The 19,300-nt window shown below is 47.6% G+C and carries 15 protein-coding genes and 3 pseudogenes; 3 read left to right on the forward strand and 15 right to left on the reverse strand.

Annotation, left to right across the window (positions count from 1 at the left end):
* Positions 1–12: 12 nt before the first annotated feature.
* The 15 genes and pseudogenes from ACA373_RS08625 to ACA373_RS08695 form a co-directional block, all read right to left on the reverse strand.
* Entirely contained in the window at positions 13–3,495 is a 3,483-nt protein-coding gene (locus ACA373_RS08625; protein ID WP_370734333.1) for an ImcF-related family protein, read from the reverse strand.
* On the reverse strand, positions 3,492–4,700 hold the full coding sequence (locus ACA373_RS08630) for a hypothetical protein (RefSeq protein ID WP_370734334.1): 1,209 nt from the start codon (positions 4,698–4,700) through the stop codon (positions 3,492–3,494). Before ACA373_RS08630 ends, ACA373_RS08625 begins: the two co-directional genes overlap by 4 nt.
* Before the next feature lie 580 nt (positions 4,701–5,280).
* A complete protein-coding gene (locus ACA373_RS08635) occupies positions 5,281–5,832 on the reverse strand; it encodes a M949_RS01915 family surface polysaccharide biosynthesis protein (RefSeq protein WP_370734335.1) in 552 nt (183 codons plus the stop codon).
* 41 nt (positions 5,833–5,873) lie between these two features.
* The gene (locus tag ACA373_RS08640; protein WP_370734336.1) at positions 5,874–6,410 is read right to left on the reverse strand and encodes a M949_RS01915 family surface polysaccharide biosynthesis protein; all 537 of its coding nucleotides are present in this window, start codon (positions 6,408–6,410) and stop codon (positions 5,874–5,876) included.
* Positions 6,407–7,540: a TIGR02594 family protein gene (locus tag ACA373_RS08645; RefSeq protein WP_370734337.1), complete on the reverse strand. Its 1,134-nt coding sequence runs from the start codon at positions 7,538–7,540 to the stop codon at positions 6,407–6,409. The genes ACA373_RS08640 and ACA373_RS08645 overlap by 4 nt, the downstream gene beginning before the upstream one ends.
* 31 nt (positions 7,541–7,571) lie before the next feature.
* Complete coding sequence (locus ACA373_RS08650) at positions 7,572–8,081, reverse strand: hypothetical protein (RefSeq protein WP_370734338.1); 510 nt, start codon at positions 8,079–8,081, stop codon at positions 7,572–7,574.
* A gap of 145 nt (positions 8,082–8,226) precedes the next feature.
* The gene (locus ACA373_RS08655; RefSeq protein ID WP_301253569.1) at positions 8,227–8,745 is read right to left on the reverse strand and encodes a hypothetical protein; all 519 of its coding nucleotides are present in this window, start codon (positions 8,743–8,745) and stop codon (positions 8,227–8,229) included.
* Positions 8,742–10,646 carry a TIGR02594 family protein gene (locus ACA373_RS08660; protein WP_370734339.1) on the reverse strand — a complete coding sequence of 635 codons (1,905 nt, stop codon included), beginning with the start codon at positions 10,644–10,646 and terminating at the stop codon, positions 8,742–8,744. The genes ACA373_RS08655 and ACA373_RS08660 overlap by 4 nt, the downstream gene beginning before the upstream one ends.
* A gap of 18 nt (positions 10,647–10,664) precedes the next feature.
* A complete protein-coding gene (locus ACA373_RS08665) occupies positions 10,665–11,081 on the reverse strand; it encodes a DUF4431 domain-containing protein (protein ID WP_301253295.1) in 417 nt (138 codons plus the stop codon).
* Positions 11,082–11,084: 3 nt separating this feature from the next.
* Positions 11,085–13,784 carry a type VI secretion system Vgr family protein gene (locus tag ACA373_RS08670; protein ID WP_370734340.1) on the reverse strand — a complete coding sequence of 900 codons (2,700 nt, stop codon included), beginning with the start codon at positions 13,782–13,784 and terminating at the stop codon, positions 11,085–11,087.
* A pseudogene (locus tag ACA373_RS08675) lies at positions 13,781–13,982 on the reverse strand (hypothetical protein); the annotation flags it as partial. The gene ACA373_RS08670 and the pseudogene ACA373_RS08675, both read right to left, overlap by 4 nt.
* Positions 13,983–14,507: 525 nt before the next feature.
* The gene (gene hcp, locus ACA373_RS08680) at positions 14,508–14,999 is read right to left on the reverse strand and encodes a type VI secretion system effector Hcp (protein ID WP_370734466.1); all 492 of its coding nucleotides are present in this window, start codon (positions 14,997–14,999) and stop codon (positions 14,508–14,510) included.
* A 4-nt stretch (positions 15,000–15,003) separates the two neighbouring features.
* Positions 15,004–15,231 (reverse strand): annotated as a pseudogene (locus ACA373_RS08685) (OmpA family protein); the annotation flags it as partial.
* Between the two features lie 59 nt (positions 15,232–15,290).
* Positions 15,291–15,569: pseudogene (locus ACA373_RS08690) on the reverse strand (type VI secretion system contractile sheath small subunit); the annotation flags it as partial.
* Positions 15,570–16,412: 843 nt separating this feature from the next.
* Positions 16,413–16,640, reverse strand: coding sequence for a DUF333 domain-containing protein (locus tag ACA373_RS08695; RefSeq protein ID WP_369895753.1), 228 nt, complete (start codon positions 16,638–16,640; stop codon positions 16,413–16,415).
* Positions 16,641–16,823: 183 nt separating this feature from the next.
* On the opposite strand from ACA373_RS08695, the gene ACA373_RS08700 reads away from it, so the two are divergent.
* The 3 genes from ACA373_RS08700 to ACA373_RS08710 all read left to right on the forward strand — a co-directional run bounded on the left by ACA373_RS08700 (position 16,824) and on the right by ACA373_RS08710 (position 19,233).
* Positions 16,824–17,147: a hypothetical protein gene (locus tag ACA373_RS08700; protein ID WP_253459578.1), complete on the forward strand. Its 324-nt coding sequence runs from the start codon at positions 16,824–16,826 to the stop codon at positions 17,145–17,147.
* Between the two features lie 117 nt (positions 17,148–17,264).
* Positions 17,265–17,477: a hypothetical protein gene (locus ACA373_RS08705; protein ID WP_125290841.1), complete on the forward strand. Its 213-nt coding sequence runs from the start codon at positions 17,265–17,267 to the stop codon at positions 17,475–17,477.
* Positions 17,478–17,619: 142 nt separating this feature from the next.
* Complete coding sequence (locus ACA373_RS08710; RefSeq protein ID WP_370734341.1) at positions 17,620–19,233, forward strand: NAD-dependent malic enzyme; 1,614 nt, start codon at positions 17,620–17,622, stop codon at positions 19,231–19,233.
* Positions 19,234–19,300 lie beyond the last annotated feature (67 nt).

Consider the following 19,300-nt stretch of genomic DNA (forward strand, 5'->3'; position numbering starts at 1 on the left):
GCAGAGTGCTTATTATTCGACTTCATCCATGTCACTGTTTCCGGTGTTGGCCATCAGCGCCTGAGCGGTAGCCGCGCTGTCGACACTGAATATCTGATCCGGTAACGTGAAACCGTGCAGATCCAGTAGCGCCAGCGGACCTTTTCCAAGTTGTGAACGCAGTACCCACTGCAGCGTGCGACCATCTGGCGCGGTGAAACTCATCATCCACTGGCTACGGTTAAGCTGCTGGCGCTTGCCCTGATCCAGCCAGCGAATAAAGCCCCAGGCCCCGCTGTAATCCCCGAACAGACGCGTTCCGGCATTGACCGTGATCCAGGTCAGCATAGTCCCCGGCTTGTAAGTGTCTCCCGGCCAGCGGAAGCTTTGCCAGTCGGCCATCTGGTTGAAGTAGTGCAGCTTTTGTCCATCAATAGTCAGCTGAGTTTCCACCACCTGTGGTACAGGACGCGCCTGCAGCTCAAAGCGGATGCCCTGACTGCCATCGGTGAACAGAATGTCTGACAGCTGGCTCAGCTGGTTAATGGCCCGCAGGAAGGCCGGGTTAAAGGTAAGCCCCTGGCTGTTGACCTTATCCGGTACCCACTGGCTGCCCTCTTTGTGCAACACACCGCTGAGTTCCGTGGTCAGGAAGCGCTCTATACGTCCGCTGTCCTTACGCACAAATTCAGCCATCATGGGTAAAGAAGCATCACTTTTGCTGGCCGCAAACGGGAAACGCCCGTCAAAAGCAGTTTGCCAGTTCGCGACAACCGAGCGGCTCCATTTATCATTCAGACTGGCTGCCGACGGCTGAAGCACAGTCTCCCAGGCCTGGGTCAGCGGCTGCACAAACATCGTGTTGCCAAAACCACTCCACTCTTCGCCAAGGCTTGCCGAAATCAGACTGCCGTATTGCTGAGTGTCTGTCAGATCCACGCTTTTGCCCTGGAATACGGTCTGCGCCAGGATCTGCATCATCGCCTGCGGATCTGAGGCGCTGGCCACCTGTTGCAGTCGCAGACGCACGCGGGTGATACGGGTCAGATACGTCTGCAGGCTCAGGGAGGTGTCAGCCGACATGACGTTACTGCCTTTATTTTTACCCAGAAGCTGAAGCAGTGGACCAAAGGTTTCATCCAGCGGCCCCTGCGGCCCTGACGCAGACTGCTCAATCGCGGGTTTATCTTTTCCACCTACGAGATCTTTAGCCGATTTGATGATGGAATCCGAAAGACTTTCGCTTTGCTGGCCGGTCTGCCCCTGCCAGGCGAGGGTATTCATCAGGGCAATCAGTGGCGACTGCCGGACATCACTCATCAGCGTCAGCTGGTCGGTAACGTCAGCAATGTTGTTTGCCTGGTTAAGTCGCAGGCTGTTGAGGAAGCTCAGCCAGCTGCCGGCAAAGTCGGTGAAGTAGCGTTGCGTCAGACGCGCCTTCAGGGCTTCCGGTGACAGGTCAGCTGATATGGCCTTATGGGAGTCGCTCAACACCCAGTCAATTTCATCCCGGCGGGAATTTGCGGCCTTTGCGATAGCCTGCTGGATGCCCCCTTCCCACGCCTGGCGGGTAAACATGCCTGGCACCACTTCCTCGGTGGTGAACAGTCGCCGCGCATCGGTACCGCTGGTCATGTCTTCCAGAGACACATCGGCAAAGTTACGACGTACCGATTTGAGCATGTTCTCATACAGGGTGCTTTCGGCGTTACGCCGTCCAATTTGCTGCAACAGTACCTGGCGGCTCTGACTCACCAGCTGCGCATCCGGCCTGATTTTCCACTGTGGTTGCTCAGGCAGTTCGGTGATGTAGAAGGCCCACAAGTCCGGCGACAGGCTTTGCCAAAGGCCGGTTGAAATGCCCATCCGCGTCGGCTGCACGGCTTTCATGGTCTGGGCGTAATACGCGCCGTCGACTTTATCCGGACGGGCCATCATTAACCAGGCTTTCAGTTGGTCATAGCCCGGCTTCGCCAGCTGTGCCCGCTGGTCGCTGCCGGGTACAGAGCCTGCCAGCGCGCTGAGCTTCTGCGTAAGCGCCTCGTTCGCCGGGTCACGTATCAGGCGGTTGTTTGCCACACCGTACCAGGGCAGCAACGCATCGAGCAGTTGCTGGTTATGGTCAAGACCGAAGCGCTGGTACCAAGGGGCACCATCCTCAATATGCTGCTGCAGGCGGCCGGCGTCATTACGCAGCATATGCAGAGCCGTCAGCTGGTAATCCGATACGGAAGAATGCTCCACCAGAGCATGCGCCTGCTGCGCCACAGAGACAATCTGCAGACGGTTGACCGCAAACGACAGCAACGTCCCCGCCCCCCAGACACCGATAATGGCCATCAGTGTCCAGGCCAGCGTCTGTTCCCGCGCCATACCGACACGGCGGCCACGCACGCGGGTACAGTCATCAACGATCCCCTGCCAGGTCACCGGCAGGGTCAGCGCATGGCGTTGTGATTCCGGGATATATTTCTCAGCGTTGGCAGCTGCAGCACCGGCTGTTTCTCCTGCGATAGCGGCGGGTTTATTCTCCGGCAGGCTAAACATCAGGCCACGCAGCGGAACGCGCTGTTGGGAGGCTGCCAGCCATGGCACCAGTTGCTGAGTCCAGCGGGCGATACCGCCGTCTTTGAGGTGCTGGCCCAGGCGCAGCAGGAAGTCGTGGCCGTTGTTCTCAGCGACCTGACTCATCCCCTGCGTTCGCAGGGCCGGAAGCATCAGCTCAAGCTGGCGGGTAATTTCGTCAGGCTTAGCACGCAGCGGGAAACTGGCACCTACCGTCTGTTCAGTGCGTTTTGCCTGCGACCACTTGCTGTCGCACAGCTGCCACAGCCAGACCGGGGCGGAATAGCGCAGTAATTCGCTGATTTTTTCCAGCCCGCGTAAATCGTTATCGCTAATCTGAGGTGTGAGGTTAAGTGACTGAGGTAAGACGCGGACAATACCGTCCAGTGGGCGTCCGCGACGCAGTTTGCGTAGCGCGGTATATTTTCCCTTGTCCGGTTCAGCAGTCAGACTACCGCCGTAAATCAGCACGGTACGGTTGCCTTCAAGCCACTGCTGCTGTTGCAGGCCGAGTACCAGCTGTTCAATCGCAGCTTCGTCACCGGTAATCAGCAACAGGCGGGTTTTACGACGCCAGTAAAGGCCAATACGGGAGCGGAGATGCCCCCGAATCCTGTCACACATGGCCACCGCAGGATGAACAGGCGCTTTATCATTTTCCCGTTTCTTTTTCTCATCATCACCGTTGGTATTGTCGACAAGCGCATTAAACTCCTGCTTACCGACACTACGTACTGCCGCCAGAAGCACCACTGATACAATTAGGGCACAGCCTGAAATACATCCGCCAGCGATAAGCCAGTAAATTTGCTGCTGACTACCGTCTTCAATCCCGGCAATATCCGGATGCTTCCAGACCATGAACGTCATAACGGCTAACAGCAAAAAGAAAATCAATGCGACAGCAAGATAGCGGCCTTCCGTAGTCTTCGGTGCTAAAGGTAGCTTCACGGATCCATCTCCTGTCGGGAAGCAATCGGGGTAATGAGCGTGCTCCACAGCACATTCTGTGTGGTATCTCCGCAGATAATCATCTGTGGTGACTGAGTTTGTCGGGCGATTTCAGTGGCGGCAGCGATAGCCAGCCAGGGGGCTGCGGCTCCGGCATGTCCCATGGATATATCGAGCGAAATGACGGCTTCGTCCTCTACAGACTGCGCAGGGTGAGCATTCTGGCACTCGATAACCTCTGCGCGCTGCTTACCCGTAAGACCGGCAAGCCATAAATTTTTCACGATATTTTCTTTGAGCGGGACGTTCCAGGCGGCCATGTTCATCCCCTCGCGCAGTTCACCTGATGGAGCAGGATCAGGCCGGTGCAGCAACGCGAGAGGCTCGAGCGCCTCCTGGGTCAGGCGGTTGCCAAGAAGCAGAGCAACGGCTGCTTCAGCAGTATTGTTTGAAACAACCGGGTCAATCTGGAGGCCAACAATCAATAACATTGCTTTATCTTTAATGCGTTCATTCAACCAGCGGTCAATTACACTGAGCCCACTCCCTTCACCATATTCAACAGAAAGAGTAATATTGTTCTTTTGCCAGGCCTCATCCCAGTAATGGCGAATACTCTCCAGAGGCAGCGATGTTGTTACATCAAAAAATACTACCAGTGGTACTTTGTCAGGGATTCGTGCGAAAGGAATGCCAGTAATCAACTTCGAAAAAATATTCGTTATTACGAATTTTAGCGAGTCCTGCGGGCTAGAAGAAATTTGGCTCATCCTGGAGCTTTCATTACCATCCCGGTCGACCTGCGAAACAATAATACTATCGTTATTTTGCATGGCAATAGCTGTATCTTTCTGAGCAACTAATGAGTGGCCGGTAATAAATGTTGCATTCAGCACCTGCAGTGCACGACGTGCATTACGGGTTTCTCGAAGAATCCATTGTTCTCGCTGTTTGTCGAAAGCATTTGCTTTGCTATCCTGCAATGCCCACAGAAGCAGACAAGAAGCAAACGGAACACTCCACAAAACAACAGGCACACCTAAAGAAATTTTCCAAAAATACAGATTTTCAACATAACGCCCAAATATACGCATTAATATAACACTGACCGAAAGCATGGCAACCAGAGCAATAAGCCAACGAGAAAATTTTAGAGGCTTAGGTCTGGGATAGCGTTCTGGTAAATGTTTAAGTGTATATGGCATGATTATCCTTTGCTTACTTAATTATCTAAAACAATCAAAATCATCTATACTTTTTGAATTGCCATGATTTATATCCAGTGCATAATTCAAAATTATTATCGCTTAAAGAATCGAATGCTGAGCTAATTCCAATAAAATCCCCATTAGCCAGATCTATAAAAAACCTTGGTTATTATCAAGATATGCAAGGGCTATAGACCTCAGATAATTCACATCGAAAACACCATCACTAACACTTTTCTCTATATTTTTATAAGAGCGTTAAGATTAATTAGTATTATATTGGTAGTTTGAGAGTTCTCTTCATTTATCTTTTTGGCTTCTCCCATATGACTATTTTTGAACCGTCACATTTAACTCTATAACCATTAACTATGGTATCCAAATATATTTTTTTAACTACTGACTTTTATTTTATACCAATTGCGTCATCTTCAATAAGTTCAACATCAACCGAACAAGCATTAAATGAAATCACAGAAAGCAAAACGATCGCTATAAACCACCTCACCCTCTCTCCTTAAAAATATCACTAAGCTAAATGGCTCCTCTGTAGATTTATGACTTAAAACCACACGATTTAATTCACTTTTGTTGTGAAAATAGAATCCCATTTTCCCATCATGTATTTCAGAAGAGATTTGTCATTCTTGAGATTGAAATCAGGCACTGGAATCTTCTCCCCACCGAATCCCTCACTACCGACAATAATATGCTCTTCTCCCCTTAACGAATATTTTACACTATCTTTAAAAGCAAAATATTTTACAGTTACAGGGTCAACCCCACCAACACACCCTATTTTGTAGGCAAATAAAATGGTTCCCACACCATCAGAAAATTTTTTATTCACCTCGACAGAATCAGGTAAAATATCTAATTTTATATCTTCGTCGCAGTTTCTGACAAAATCCTTAAGGATCCAATCGTTACTGTTCCCTGTGACTTGTTTAACAAGTAAGGCCACTCCACCGTCTTTGCTATCAAGTTTTTTATCTATAATTAGAACATGTTTACCGGAATTATCATTCCATACCTTTTGGAAGGATTCAGAACTTGCAAAAGCTGATTGGGATAATACAAACGTAAAAGTAATAATTAGGTTCCAAATCACCACTGTTGCTACTTTCATTTTGGCCTGCCAGGTTTACTAAATACTTAATCAAAACAGATTTATTCCAGAACAACCGTTGACGCTTTATGCCAGTTACTGGTCATGTATTTATATAATAGGATGTTATTTTTCAAATTAGTATCAGGCACCGGTTTAACATTATCATCAATCACCCCATTAGGTATAATCATCCGTTCTTCTCCTCGAAGAGAATGTTTCACACCATTTTCGTAAGCAAAATATTTTACAGTAACTGGATCAAGACCACCCACACAACCTATGGTATAAGAAAATAACACTGCATCAAATGAGCCATTGATTTTTTTAATCTCGAACGAGTCCTTAATCAAAGCCATGTTTATATCAAGCGGGCATTTATTTACATAATCGACAAGACTCCATATCTTTTTGTCTCTTACATATTCCGAAGCGGTAATTCTTGCATTTTTAATGTTGCCAAAATTTTCTTCGTTAATATCAATTTTCACCTTATGAGTACCATCCGGGCGATCAAACTCCTTGGTAAGGGTAGATGCAAAACCACTAATTACAGGTAAAGCCACCAAAATTAAAGTAAGTGTTATTTTTAGAATCATCTTGTACTCTCACGTCCAGTTGTTTTGGAATGAATACCAATCATTTCATTGAGCTCATTTACATCAAAGGTTTCTAATTCTTTATGTGCGTTTGACTCGTAATATCCTTTGTATGCCACTGGTAAAAAAAATCTCAAACCATTAAAGGGAGAGAATTTTATCGTGTCACCTTGATTCCCTCCCAAGCAAATTAATGCTCCCGACTTCGATTTGCCATATACAAAAGTTGCGTGATGTCCTGATGATGCGGCACAACCGTAAATAGGTTTTTTGATCTCAAAAAAATTGCCCCTATCTCTAAAAAAAGAAATTGCACGATACGGGTCTGGAACTGTTTTATGATACCCACTCTCTTGAAAACAATAATTTACAAAAGACGAACACCAGGCATTTAATGTTCCAACTAGATTTTTTAACCATCCATGACCTATTAATGCATGGTAATTACTAGTGATACGGTTTTCCTTAGTCCCATGCCATTTTTTTGCCTCACTCAGTGCTATATTCATCCATGGAGCCTCTCTCTGATCATGAGGGAGTAACGCAATCGGATTACCAGAATTTTTTCCTCCAACCGGTTCTAGCGCTTTCTTATGAGTATTGATTTCGCTATTTTTTTTCTGTTGTTTACTCACTTTTTTTGAGGTTGGTGGATTAACTGCTGATTTTTTGGTCTCGCCCGCAGTGTTACTACCATTTTTGTCTATAGAAATTGATTGTCCCGGGTATATTTTATTAGGATCTGATATATTATTCTGCCGCGCAATATCTTCAACATTCACACCATTTTTTTCTGCGATCTTCGCCAAAGTGTCCCCTGGAGCAACGGTATAGATCGAATGACTATTAGCATTGACACCATATATCGTCAAATGCTGACCTGGAAAGATCTTACTCACATCTTTTATATTATTGTTTTTGGCTATTTCATCAGCGTTTGACTTATAACGTTCGGCAATTTTCGAGAGAGTGTCACCTGACATGACTATGTACTCAATCGGCTTCTGAGTGCTCTTCTCACGTGGAGCTTCGGGAGTCTCGGAAAGTGTTTTTGCAGAGAATTGCGAAAATTTTCTTGTAAGCAGTATATTCTTCGTTTCACCCCCGGCAATAGCTGAATAAACAACCACCTCTTCTCACAAGCTTTTTTTCTGCATGAATTTATTGCAGCTTTGCAAGATAAATTTCCGACGAGAAGAGAATCAAACAAAAAGGTAAAGTTATATAGAATTGTTTTTCCAATAACTTTCTTAAATCCAATAAAATACCCATAAGCATCATCATCACATTTTTTCTCATGGACTCCGGAAGTGCAAAAGATACATTCCAGATACACACTTTTTCATTTTGGAAAACTGCTGATGTATTAACAGGATATTTTGATTTTTTGTTCACATCCCAGCCATAGTAAACTTCAGATATATTAACAAGGATGATGATTTTATTTTTGATAAGTAAATCATACTCAATATAATGTTTTACTGAATCAACAACTATATCAATCAGTGATTGCTTATCATTTTTTTTGAAAGTCATAATAAATGACTCAACATCTGATATAGCTATACATTCGTTAGCCGAAGCATAGGAAGAGTAAATAAGCAATAATGCTATAGAAAGAAACTTCATATTATCCTCAACAAGCAAACCAATTAATATGGCATTTTTCATCCTTACCAGATGGTTTGCATGTCAAATGTATTCACTCTGTCATTCAATATTAGAAAGTGAAGATTATCATTTCCTAATACTCAAAAACAATTTCGATGCCATAAAATCACTTTATTAACTAACTCAGAAAAACGCCCCCATCAAATTATGGTGAAGGAGGAAGTATTTTTGAACTAATAGAGTTGCATATTGCCTCACCAAGTGATTTTTTAGATATCAAATTGTAAACTTTAATTTTAGTTGTGTACAACTTATCAGGATCTCTCGAATCAAATGTATAAATAATTATTTCATCTTTTTTTAGCTCATAGAACATAATCCCATCAAACCCAGACACTTTATCATCCTTAAACTTTGATAAAATATTGGCTACTCTTATCCGAGTTTCATGAGAATGTATAGCTTGAAGAAGGTCATGATCGCCCACCCCTTTTAAAGGGGTATTTAAATATACCTTATCTACATAAGGGTTGTAGTCATTTAAGTTACATGTTGGCGTATTTACATTGTCAATCCCATAATAATTCCTAAAAAAACCATCAATTACATATTTATAATCTATAGCTGAAGATAATGGCTTAACATACAAAGTTATTCCTCCGGGCTCACCAGAAAAAACATTCATTGAATAGAAAAAAATAAATATGGGCATTAATATCTTCATCGACCACCGCCTTCATCTCGAGAGGAAATTTCTTTATTATCAAAACAGAATAAATTATTATTTACATCATCCACATCAACAACCATCAACTCTGCAGAACTTTCTTTTGCATAGTTTTTATAAACTACTGGGACATAGAATCTAAAAAATTTTTGATATACGGGGACGTTCCTTTCCTCCTTGACCGTCATTCTAAATCTGGACACCACTTTAGTAGTGCTATATATGGACAATTTTATTGTACCTCCGCCAAATTTAGAACCACCTTGATTCCCCCCAAGCCCAGCAATATCCCCATGTATAGTTTTACCATAAACCAATGATACATGTCCATTTCCAGTAAAACGATCCCCAGAATTTGTATAGGTTCGAAATACCATTAATGCGCCATAAACTGGCTTATCAATTTCTACAAATTTTACTTTATCATATGCAGGAAATTGAGAAGACTGAGGGTAACTTTTTGAGTAATCATAAGAAGATTCTTTCAAACAATAATTTACAAATGATGCACACCATGCAGTATTCGATAAGGAACCTTTAGCGTTAATTAAATAGTGGTAATTATCTTCTATACTTTTTTCTCCAGTTCCCTTCCATTTTTTAGCTGCTTTAATTGCAACCGCCATCCATGGAGCCTCTCTCTGATCATGAGGGAGTAACGCAATCGGATTACCAGAATTTTTTCCTCCAACCGGTTCTAGCGCTTTCTTATGAGTATTGATTTCGCTATTTTTTTTCTGTTGTTTACTCACTTTTTTTGAGGTTGGTGGATTAACTGCTGATTTTTTGGTCTCGCCCGCAGTGTTACTACCATTTTTGTCTATAGAAATTGATTGTCCCGGGTATATTTTATTAGGATCTGATATATTATTCTGCCGCGCAATATCTTCAACATTCACACCATTTTTTTCTGCGATCTTCGCCAAAGTGTCCCCTGGAGCAACGGTATAGATCGAATGACTATTAGCATTGACACCATATATCGTCAAATGCTGACCTGGAAAGATCTTACTCACATCTTTTATATTATTGTTTTTGGCTATTTCATCAGCGTTTGACTTATAACGTTCGGCAATTTTCGAGAGAGTGTCACCTGACATGACTATGTACTCAATCGGCTTCTGAGTGCTCTTCTCACGTGGAGCTTCGGGAGTCTCGGAAAGTGTTTTTGCAGAGAATTGCGAAAATTTTCTTGTAAGCAGTATATTTTTCGTTTCATCCCCAGCAACACCTGAATAAACAACATCCTCTTTTCCAGCAGAATTCATATATTTGACAACAATAGCCATTCCTTGTTTCGTATGGATGATTGTCTTGAGCTTGCCGTAAGCATCTGTTTTCCACTCGTAGCTAGTGCTTCCTAGTGTCACTTTAAATGGCACATCAGCAACTGGTCGAGAGCCATCAGAAACAGTCACATTTGTCACATACACCCATTTTTCAGTGCCCGGCTTCAAGCCACCTTCCTTTTTGCTAATTGCCTTGATTACCTTACTGAATTTTGTATCGTCAAGATCTCCTACTTTCTCCCCCTTGGCGACCCCGCTTTCAGACATGATAAAATCGGCATAAGCTTCAGGGTTATTACCATCACTCCACGGTGCATATTTTTCCATCATTTCTGGAATAGTATAATCATTATATTTTCTTTTAAGAAGAGATCGTTTTGCATTATCACCAGCTTCTATGCTAGAAAATATAGCAAATGAATGTTTTCCTGGATTGTAGACAACCCCAACACCGATTTTTCCTTGCTGGTTTTTTACAGAAATGAGATTCCCTGGGTTATTGAATCGCCAATTCAGTGAGCCCCCAGTTTTTAACAATCTTGTGCCACTCGATGACTCATATTCTACCGTTTTCGTCGATGCATGATAGATAGCATTTATAAAGCGCATTTTAATTAATCCTCTCTACTATTTGCTCGCAACTTCAAACCTGGCATCATCTAATAAAACTGGCGTCATGTGATATCCGGTCTCGGCAAGAAATATTACACCATCAATAGTGACACTTTTCCCAAGAAGATTTTTATTTACTTTATACTCATTACTATCATGCATTATCAACTGAACGTCCTGATTCCAGTTTTGATTGTCAGTATCTGCGTCTATTACACATGTGAGTGGCTGTTTTAAATGCAATATCCACTCATATAGTTTCTCATCATTGATTTTATCCTCTCCCCAGCCAGGAGGGCCGTAGTATAATTCTTCGCTAACAACTCCTGTGAGACTTACTTTATCCCCTTCCTTTAGGCAAGTTGCAGATGCACTAAAGCCAGAAAGCACGATTATAAAGCAAAAAATAGACTTCCAAATTTCCTTTAACATAGTTCATCCTGTCGTAGTTAAATTTAATAGTTTTGCAATCATTGATTCAGTTAGCGCAGAAGTATGACTTTCAGCTGTCTCGGTATCATCCGAATCAGTATCAGGCTCCAGTGATTCTATATCTTCCGCACTATCTACCTCAGCCTCTGCAACTGATGTTGGAAGCTCTTCTTTAACCCAGGTTTCTCGCCCTATGATTAAGTTTAATGTATCGCTTTCAGGAAGCACTATTTTCGGGAAGCGACCTGAACTGTCTACTGTGCCGGTCGACAGGATTTTCCCATTGCTGTCAGTAATGTTGTATGGCTGATTTGTCATCCAGTCCATACTTTGAATGACACTATCGGCACCAGGGAAAGCAAAACGTAAACTTTGTTCGCCAGGTTCCATTACAGGAAATACAGGCAGCGTGACCTTTTCTGATGCGCTTGCCTTACGCCCATAGTGTCCTGCTTTCGTACGATATTCACCTGCAGTAGCAGATTCAATCGCACTTGCATCAATCCTGATATAGCTTCCACCACCATTCAGAGTCAGCTTCTTCTTTGCGATGATTTTGATCTCATCCTCAGTGCTGGTAATACTGAGTTCCCCACGCGCCACCAGTTCCATCAAATCATTCTGCGCCTGTATTTTTACCGGCCCCTGGTTCGCGATGAGCTTGATCCCCAGCTTCCGAACAAACACGCTCAGGGCATTACCCACGCCGATGAACAGATTTTTCACCACGCTGACGTCTGCATTTTTACCGGCAGTGGCTATCAGGTTCTGGCCAGCAGATACCTGCAGATGTTGTCCACTGGTCATCGCCATACCCTCCGGCGCGCTGAGCAGCAGCACCGATTTTTTGAGGCCCGTCAGCTGCTGTTCCAGCAGCGTGACCTGCGCCTGGAGATCGGCCGGGTTCGCGGTCGCCTTCTGCGCGTCATCGGAGATGGATGTCATCTGCTCCCGGGCATTACCCAGATTGCTGACCGCCGGCTGCATCTCCAGCACCTGGCCCTGCGCTTTCGTCTGGCCATCAGCGCTGATGAACATCCCTTTCTGTGCCCGGATGGCTCCCCAGCTGTCGGTTCTGAGCTCAAAACCCTCACCGCGCTTCTGCTTCTCAGCATCCACTAAATGTCCCAGATTCAGCTGACTCTTGCCGCCGTACTCGGTGGAGACCTTGATATGCTCCTGATCACGACTGTCATCGAGGCGGATTTTGTTGTTCGCCGGGGTGCGCAGGACGTTACGTTTGTAGTTTCGGATAGTGACATGGTCACCGTGGGCCGAGTCGTGCAGCACGCCGGAGATGTACGGCCGGTCCGGGTTACCGTCTTCAAAGCCAATCGCCACTTCGGTGCCCGCCAGCAGCGGCAGGTGCAGACCGTAAGTATCGCCGGCATAGGGACGTGACTGCCGGACCCACAGGCTCTCGAACCCGGTCTCCCGGTTATCACGGTCAAACAGCATGTTGACGCGGTAGCGGCCGTCTTTATCGATATGGCCGTAGGTGTCATTTTCGATGGTGCTGGTGACGCGGGCCGGTAATGTGCCGGCCATCACCGGGCGTGAACCGGGCTCAGGACGATAACAAAAGTCGGTGCTGTCCGGGATACCGTCAAACCTGACGCCGAAGTCCTCATCACGCCGCGCATGGCTGTGCATCGCCGTGATGACCACGCCATGAGCAAACACGTCGGCCACTTCGTACCCGCCGGTGACTTTCAGAACCTGCCCCGGAGAGAGCGTCGGGCAGCTGGTGATGGCATGGGTCTGCGTCTGGCCATTCAGGTAGCGCTCATGACGAATGCGGGCATAAAACACCCCGGACTCCGGTGCCGGATTGTGGTCATGGGTATCACCCGCCGTCAGATAGTTATCCGCATAGTGATAGGCCTCACCGTAGGTGGTGGCATCCCCGCGGGTGGCATCGACCCGGGTGTCCATGTCATCCGTGGCCTGACGGTAGTTGTAATCACGGGTGCTGACCTGCTTCTGTACCACGTTATGGTGGCTCTCCATGCCCCAGACCGGGTCCACGCCCTCCGAATGCTGTCCTGATGGCGGAACCGATGGCAGCGTCAGGCCTTTTTCATACCCCTGCTGACCGTCGTAAAACTCCACGACGTCGATGTTCAGACGCGTATCAGTGGTAAAGCGGAACCAGATACCCACCTCACCCAACAGGCGGGTGATGAAGTGCAGGTCGTCTTCACCGTACTGCATCACCTGTTCACGCCGCGGGTATTCACGACTTAGCGAGAACAGAAAATCCTGACCGCGCATGTTGTGACGCTCGCGCAGGACTTTTTCCACGATTTGTGGCACCGACATGTCCTGGTAAATGGCGTTCTGGTGTGAACGGTCAAGCAGGGCCAGGCGTGGCCGGAGCGTCAGGGCATAATGCGTCTCATCTTTTGAGGTACTGAGACGTTCAAAGCCCGTAACCACGCCCTGAATTACCCGCACTGGCTGCTGCACTTTAATACCGTAACCCCGGTCAACCGGGGCCTGCAGCGTCAGAGAGGAGGCTTTCATCAGCATCATTTCTTTGCTGATGGCATGGTTACCGCTGGTAAATTCAATACGGTAGCTGAACGGCGTGCTCAGGGCTTCATCACCTTCAAACGCCAGCACATCAAGCTCCGAACTGCACTCTTTTACCGCCAGCTGATGGTGGTTATGGCTGAATCTTATCGGCAAGTTGATGCTCATACGTTCACTCCTTGTGTACGGCCAAACTCCAGTCCGATACCCTCTTTCTCACTCGAGCTAAGGCGTACGACCGGGTTTCTGTTTTGCAGCCATGTGGGTCAGCAACTGCTGACTCAGCACCGGCAGAATTTGTTGATTGAGCAGACTGTTGACGTTGCGTGCGCCGGTATCCGGCAGCAGGCAGGCGGCGGTCAGCGCGGTTTTACCCACGCCAGGCTCGCCAACCAGGATCGGGTTGTTCTTACGACGAAGGGAAAGAATGTCCACCCTCTGATGGTCTTCCCCCTGTTCGGGCAGCGTCAGCAGCCAGTGCTCAGGCAGGATTTCTGCATGGGTGCGGGTCTGACACAGGGAGGCAGCCCCTTCCATCGCACGGGCGCAGTAGGGATTAAGACGTCGAAGAAGGCTTGCCGGATTCTCCATGAGATTCTCTCTTTATCGGTTCCTGGTCACGCTACCGCCCTTCGCTGTTTCCCTTTGTTCAGGGGACCAAAGCGCACAAGGTCAGGCTGGCAGACAGTTTGTCGGTTTCTTTGCTGAAAGCCCGCGTACTGCAGACGTTCAGCAAAACAGCAGAAAGGTTATCCCCTCCGCTTAAAAACGAGGATTACGCTAAAGAGTTCGTGTCGCAGGAAGGCGGCAAGTTCGTAAGTCTCCGGGAACATAGATAACTGTATGACCGGAGCGAGCCAACGCACCTGCGGCGCGAAATATGACGCGTAATCAGGCGGTGGCGCGTTCGTTCCAGGAGTCGGAATGAATGATGTTGCCGTCTTTGTAGGTCCAGGTGATTTTTTCGTAACGCAGCTCGATCTGCTCAAGGTGGTTATGCTTCTCGTAAGCAGGATCCTTGATGTCGTGCATCACCGGGTTTACTTTCACCACTTTCACGTTTTCCAGTTTGGTGTTGAAGTACTCCACTTCCTGGCCCGAGTTGTTGATTTTGTACCACTTGAATTCCGCAGATTTCAGGGTCTGACCGGTGGTCACCGCCTTGTACAGATACGGGCTGGACGAGTCGATTTCCCTGGTGAACAGGAACGGGGTGTGGATACGGGTACCGGTCAGCTTGCCGGTGTTATTGTTGGTCGGGATGTACAGGTTATGCTCCTGCGCCACCACTTCGATGCTACCGTCACGATCCTGAACGTCCACAGACCCTTTAATGGCCGCACCACCGTCGTCTTTCAGCCAAAGATAAACAGGAATTGCCATGAAATTACTCTCCATTGTGTTGTGATGCGTCATCATCCTGCGATGACGCCAGGGTTTTGCCCGATATCTGACAGGCGTTGGCCTGCGGTACCAGACTGATTTCGACACGGCGGTTGAGTGCACGGCCCTTCGGGGCGTCATTGGTTGCGATCGGACGGCTTGCGCTATAGCCCTGCACCGCAAAACAGCTTTCCGGCACATCGCCGGTGTCACGCATCCAGTCGCGTACCGCTGCGGGATTTGTCGGGAAACCTGCTCCGGGGAGAATTCATTTATGCTCCGGAATGTCAGACTGACGTTGTCTTCGCAACCGTCACCGGCAAGCGTATTTTTAACGGTCAGATTTATTTTTGGGGAATATTCAGAAAGAACTGAGTCAAAGTTATTTTTGTTCAGATTAACTTTTTTGCGCTCAGATAGTGGTGCAGACTCCCGGCCGTTGCTGAAATCGCCCGCAACCAGTAATTTCAGGGGGAGCTTGGTTTTCTTGCTCGCTCCACCCGTATGCAAATCAAGTTTTAAATTAATACGTGCCTTGGGTATTTCGCACTGAAAGGAAGAGTCAGACATGGCTGTCCCTGTTCTATGAAATTATAGAAACGGTCAATACCAGTGAGAAATTAACGAAAAAGGCAAACCCTGCCAGAACAACATCCCGGTTCTCATCATCCGACAAGAATCAACACCCCGGAATTAAAAGCGAGCGCATTCCATTCACCAGCATATCGACACTATATTTTTTGGGCTTTTATCTGAAATCGAAGATTTTCGGACAAGACCTTATAGCCGGAGTGTAAGAATGTTTGCGCATGACTAAAAACAAAATAATGTAACTAAATATTACATAGAAAAGGTTTAACAAAATTAGATCATCTTTATGATTTGTATGAATTTTATTGCATAGCCCTTTCAGACCTTATGGAATAAGGGTGTGCAACAAAAGATCAATTTAACTTAGGGATAAAACCGTATAAAACCTCCTTCAATCACGTGAATTTTTGATTTTGTATTTTTATCAAAAATGAGAGCCAGGACGTGACTGAGCATGTACAAAACTGATGAAATATACAGAATTTCATACCTTTTTATTATTCACTTGAACGAGGCTTATTTATTTTTATCAAAACAATAACGTCAGCCAGCCGGTACAAATCCAACTGTGTAGACCCACGGCCAGCGTAAGATTGTCGGTGGCGAAGGATGACGAGCCTGCAGGCGTTGACGCGAATACTCACTCATACGCAACCAGACTTCAAAAATACATTGCAGCTTTGCCTTAAAATACTCAATCAACTACGGCATAGCAAAAACGTACCTTTATAATTTTACAAGACAGATAAACCGCGTTGTACAGCAATGCCGGCACATAAAGTTATTCCCTTTACTACCGGCATTTCTTTGCTGAGCCCGCCTTTATTTATGATCCCGTCGATAAAGCTGCCACTCGTCGATGCGCTCGCCGCCAGGCAGCGTGCAGTAGCCTCTCTGGCCCTGCGCCGTTTTCACGATCTCTGATGTACCGCCCTGCTCAATGCACCAGGCCGCCGCCGGGTTTTTCATGTTCAGCGAGGCTGGTTTACTGACATTCTGCGCACAGCCGGTTGCCAATAAGGCACAGATAAACAATAAATTATTTCTCATTATCACCTCTGTTCAGATGGATCCCATTGCGTCTCATTATCAGTCAGATAACAATAGTAAGCGCTATAGTTTAAGGTGTTGTACGTCAATCACCGCTCACTGAGTTAACGATTAACGCCAAAGGATTGGGATTGATACTCGCCTCAGCGCCTGCAACGGCCGACTAACGACAAGGAATGCTCTATGCGAACCGCCACTTTTACCCTGCGTCTTACCCGGGACGTCAGCCAGTTTCTGCTGCCGGATCTGCGCGCGCTGCTGCCGCCGGAAAGCGTACAGTTTTTTTCCAACGAGCTGGATGAGGAGTGGCATTACACGCTGCTCTGTCTGCAAAGCGACCATACCTGCTCGCTGACGGTTTCCGCTATCCTGGTCTGGCATCAGCTGAAGAAAATCCATGTGATGCGCTACCGTTCACCGCAGCTACAGCAGGAGCTTGCTGACCCTTCCTCTGCGGAGCTTTACACCCTGCTACAGGTGCCGGGCGCGGTGCTTTATCTTTCCTGACGCCTGCACCGCCGGGATTTGACGCCGTTATTCTGCGGTATTCCACTGATTGGTTTTTACGCGCCCGCCGTAAAATCACCATAAAGTCACTGAAAAACCGTACCGGAGTCCCCCCTGATGCCAGATAAAGATCCTGTTGTTGAACGTCTTACCGTCGAGCTGCTTGCGCTCAGGCAGATCGTGCAGATGCTGATTGCCTATGGCAACGTGCCGACCGGCGGCAAGCTGAATAAATACCTGCAAAAAGTGGCCGATGATACGGAACAGCGCGAGGATCACCGCGGTCCGAACAAAGCCATTGCTGAGGCTATCCGCAGCTATATTAAGTAGGTTCCTGACCTCGCCAAGGCGAGGTTTTTTTTTGCCCTTACCGTTTATCCTCTTTGATTTTGTTACATTTTCCCTCCAGCAACGTTAAGCGCTTTCAGCCAGGCTTACCGAATTGATGTATTGCGACCAGTAAGGGAATGTGATGACCAGACCAGACTACCGCCTGTTGGCTTCCGCCACGCAGAATAAAGATACCGCTTTCAGCCAGCAGGAAAGAGCGGACGCGCATCTTGAAGGGCTGCTGCCGCCTGCGGTGGATTCGCTGGCAACGCAAATGCAGCGTGTGCTGGAACATCTGGACAACAAACCCGACGATATTGAGAAGTATATCTATTTGCAGGAGCTGGCTGACCGCAACGAAACGCTGTTTTACGCCACGCTGATGTCCGATCCGGTTACTTTTATCCCGCTGGTTTACGATCCGACTATCGCCGACGCCTGCCGAAAATATGGCCATATCTATCGACGTCCCAAAGGCATGTATCTGACCCGGCAAATGAAAGGCCGACTGAAAGAAGTTTTGCGTAACTGGCCGCAAAAAGAGGTGCGCTTTATCTGCGTGACCTCTGGTGGCCGCATCTTAGGGCTGGGCGATATTGGCGCCAACGGCGCGCCCATTCCGGTGGGCAAGCTGCAGCTTTATACCGCCTGCGCCGCCGTGCCGCCTCAGGGGCTGCTGCCGGTGCATCTGGATATCGGCACCGGCAACGAACAGCTTCGGGACGATCCGCTTTATACCGGCCTGCGGGAAGCAAAGCTTGACCAGCAGGCGCTGGACGAGCTGCTGGATGAATTTGTCGCCGCCGTCAACGACGTATTTCCCGGCTGCTGCATCCATTTTGAGGACTGGCAGGGCGACGACGCCATCCGCTATCTCCAGCGCTACCAGCAGCAGGCGCTGGTGTATAACGATGATATTCAGGGCACTGCCAGCGTGGTGCTTGCGGGCCTGCTGACCGCGCTGGAGACAACCGGCGGCAGGCTGGCGGAACAGCGCGTGCTGTTTGCCGGTGCAGGTTCGGCAGGCACCGGTATCGCCAATATGCTGGTTGACGCTATGGTGCAGGAAGGTGCCGATCGGAAACAAGCGCAACAGGCAATTACGCTGTTTGATAAACAAGGACTGATTACCGCTGAGCGCGACGACCTGAATACATCGCAAAAAGCCTATGCGCACGACATGCCCGCAGAAAGCGATCTGCAAAAAGTGGTTGAGCGCGTTAAGCCCACCATGCTGATTGGCGTCAGCACTCAGGGCGGGCTGTTCAGCGAAGGCGTGGTAAAAGCGATGAGTAAGCTGAACGACCGGCCAATCATTTTTGCACTCTCCAACCCCACCGAAAATGCGGAATGTACCGCAAAACAGGCCTATGAATGGAGCGACGGCAAGGCGCTGTTTGCGGCGGGCGTGCAGTTCGGAGAAGAAAAAATTAACGGTGAAACGCGCTATCCCGGCCAGGCGAATAATTTTTATATTTTCCCGGCGGTCAGCCTGGCGATTTACGCCGCCAGACCGGCGCGCGTGGACGACAAGCTGTTTATCGAAGCGGCCCGCCTGTGCGCACGTCAGGTCAGCAAGGCGGAGCGGGAAAAAGGCAAGCTCTATCCTTCCCAGGCCGATATCGTTAAAACGGAAATCGCCATAGCCAGCGGCCTGATACGCTACCTGTTTAAGCACGGTTTGGCCGGTGTGGAAGAGCCGCAGGAGATTGACGACTGGCTGCAAACGCTGATCTACAGGCCGGATTACGCCTGATAAAGATCGCGTAACCCTTTATCCTGAAGCCATCGCCCTTCTCCATAAAGCGATGCAGGAACGAAAA

This window comes from Erwinia sp. STN24 (genome assembly GCF_041320675.1).
Classification (GTDB): Bacteria; Pseudomonadota; Gammaproteobacteria; order Enterobacterales; family Enterobacteriaceae; genus Erwinia; species Erwinia aeris.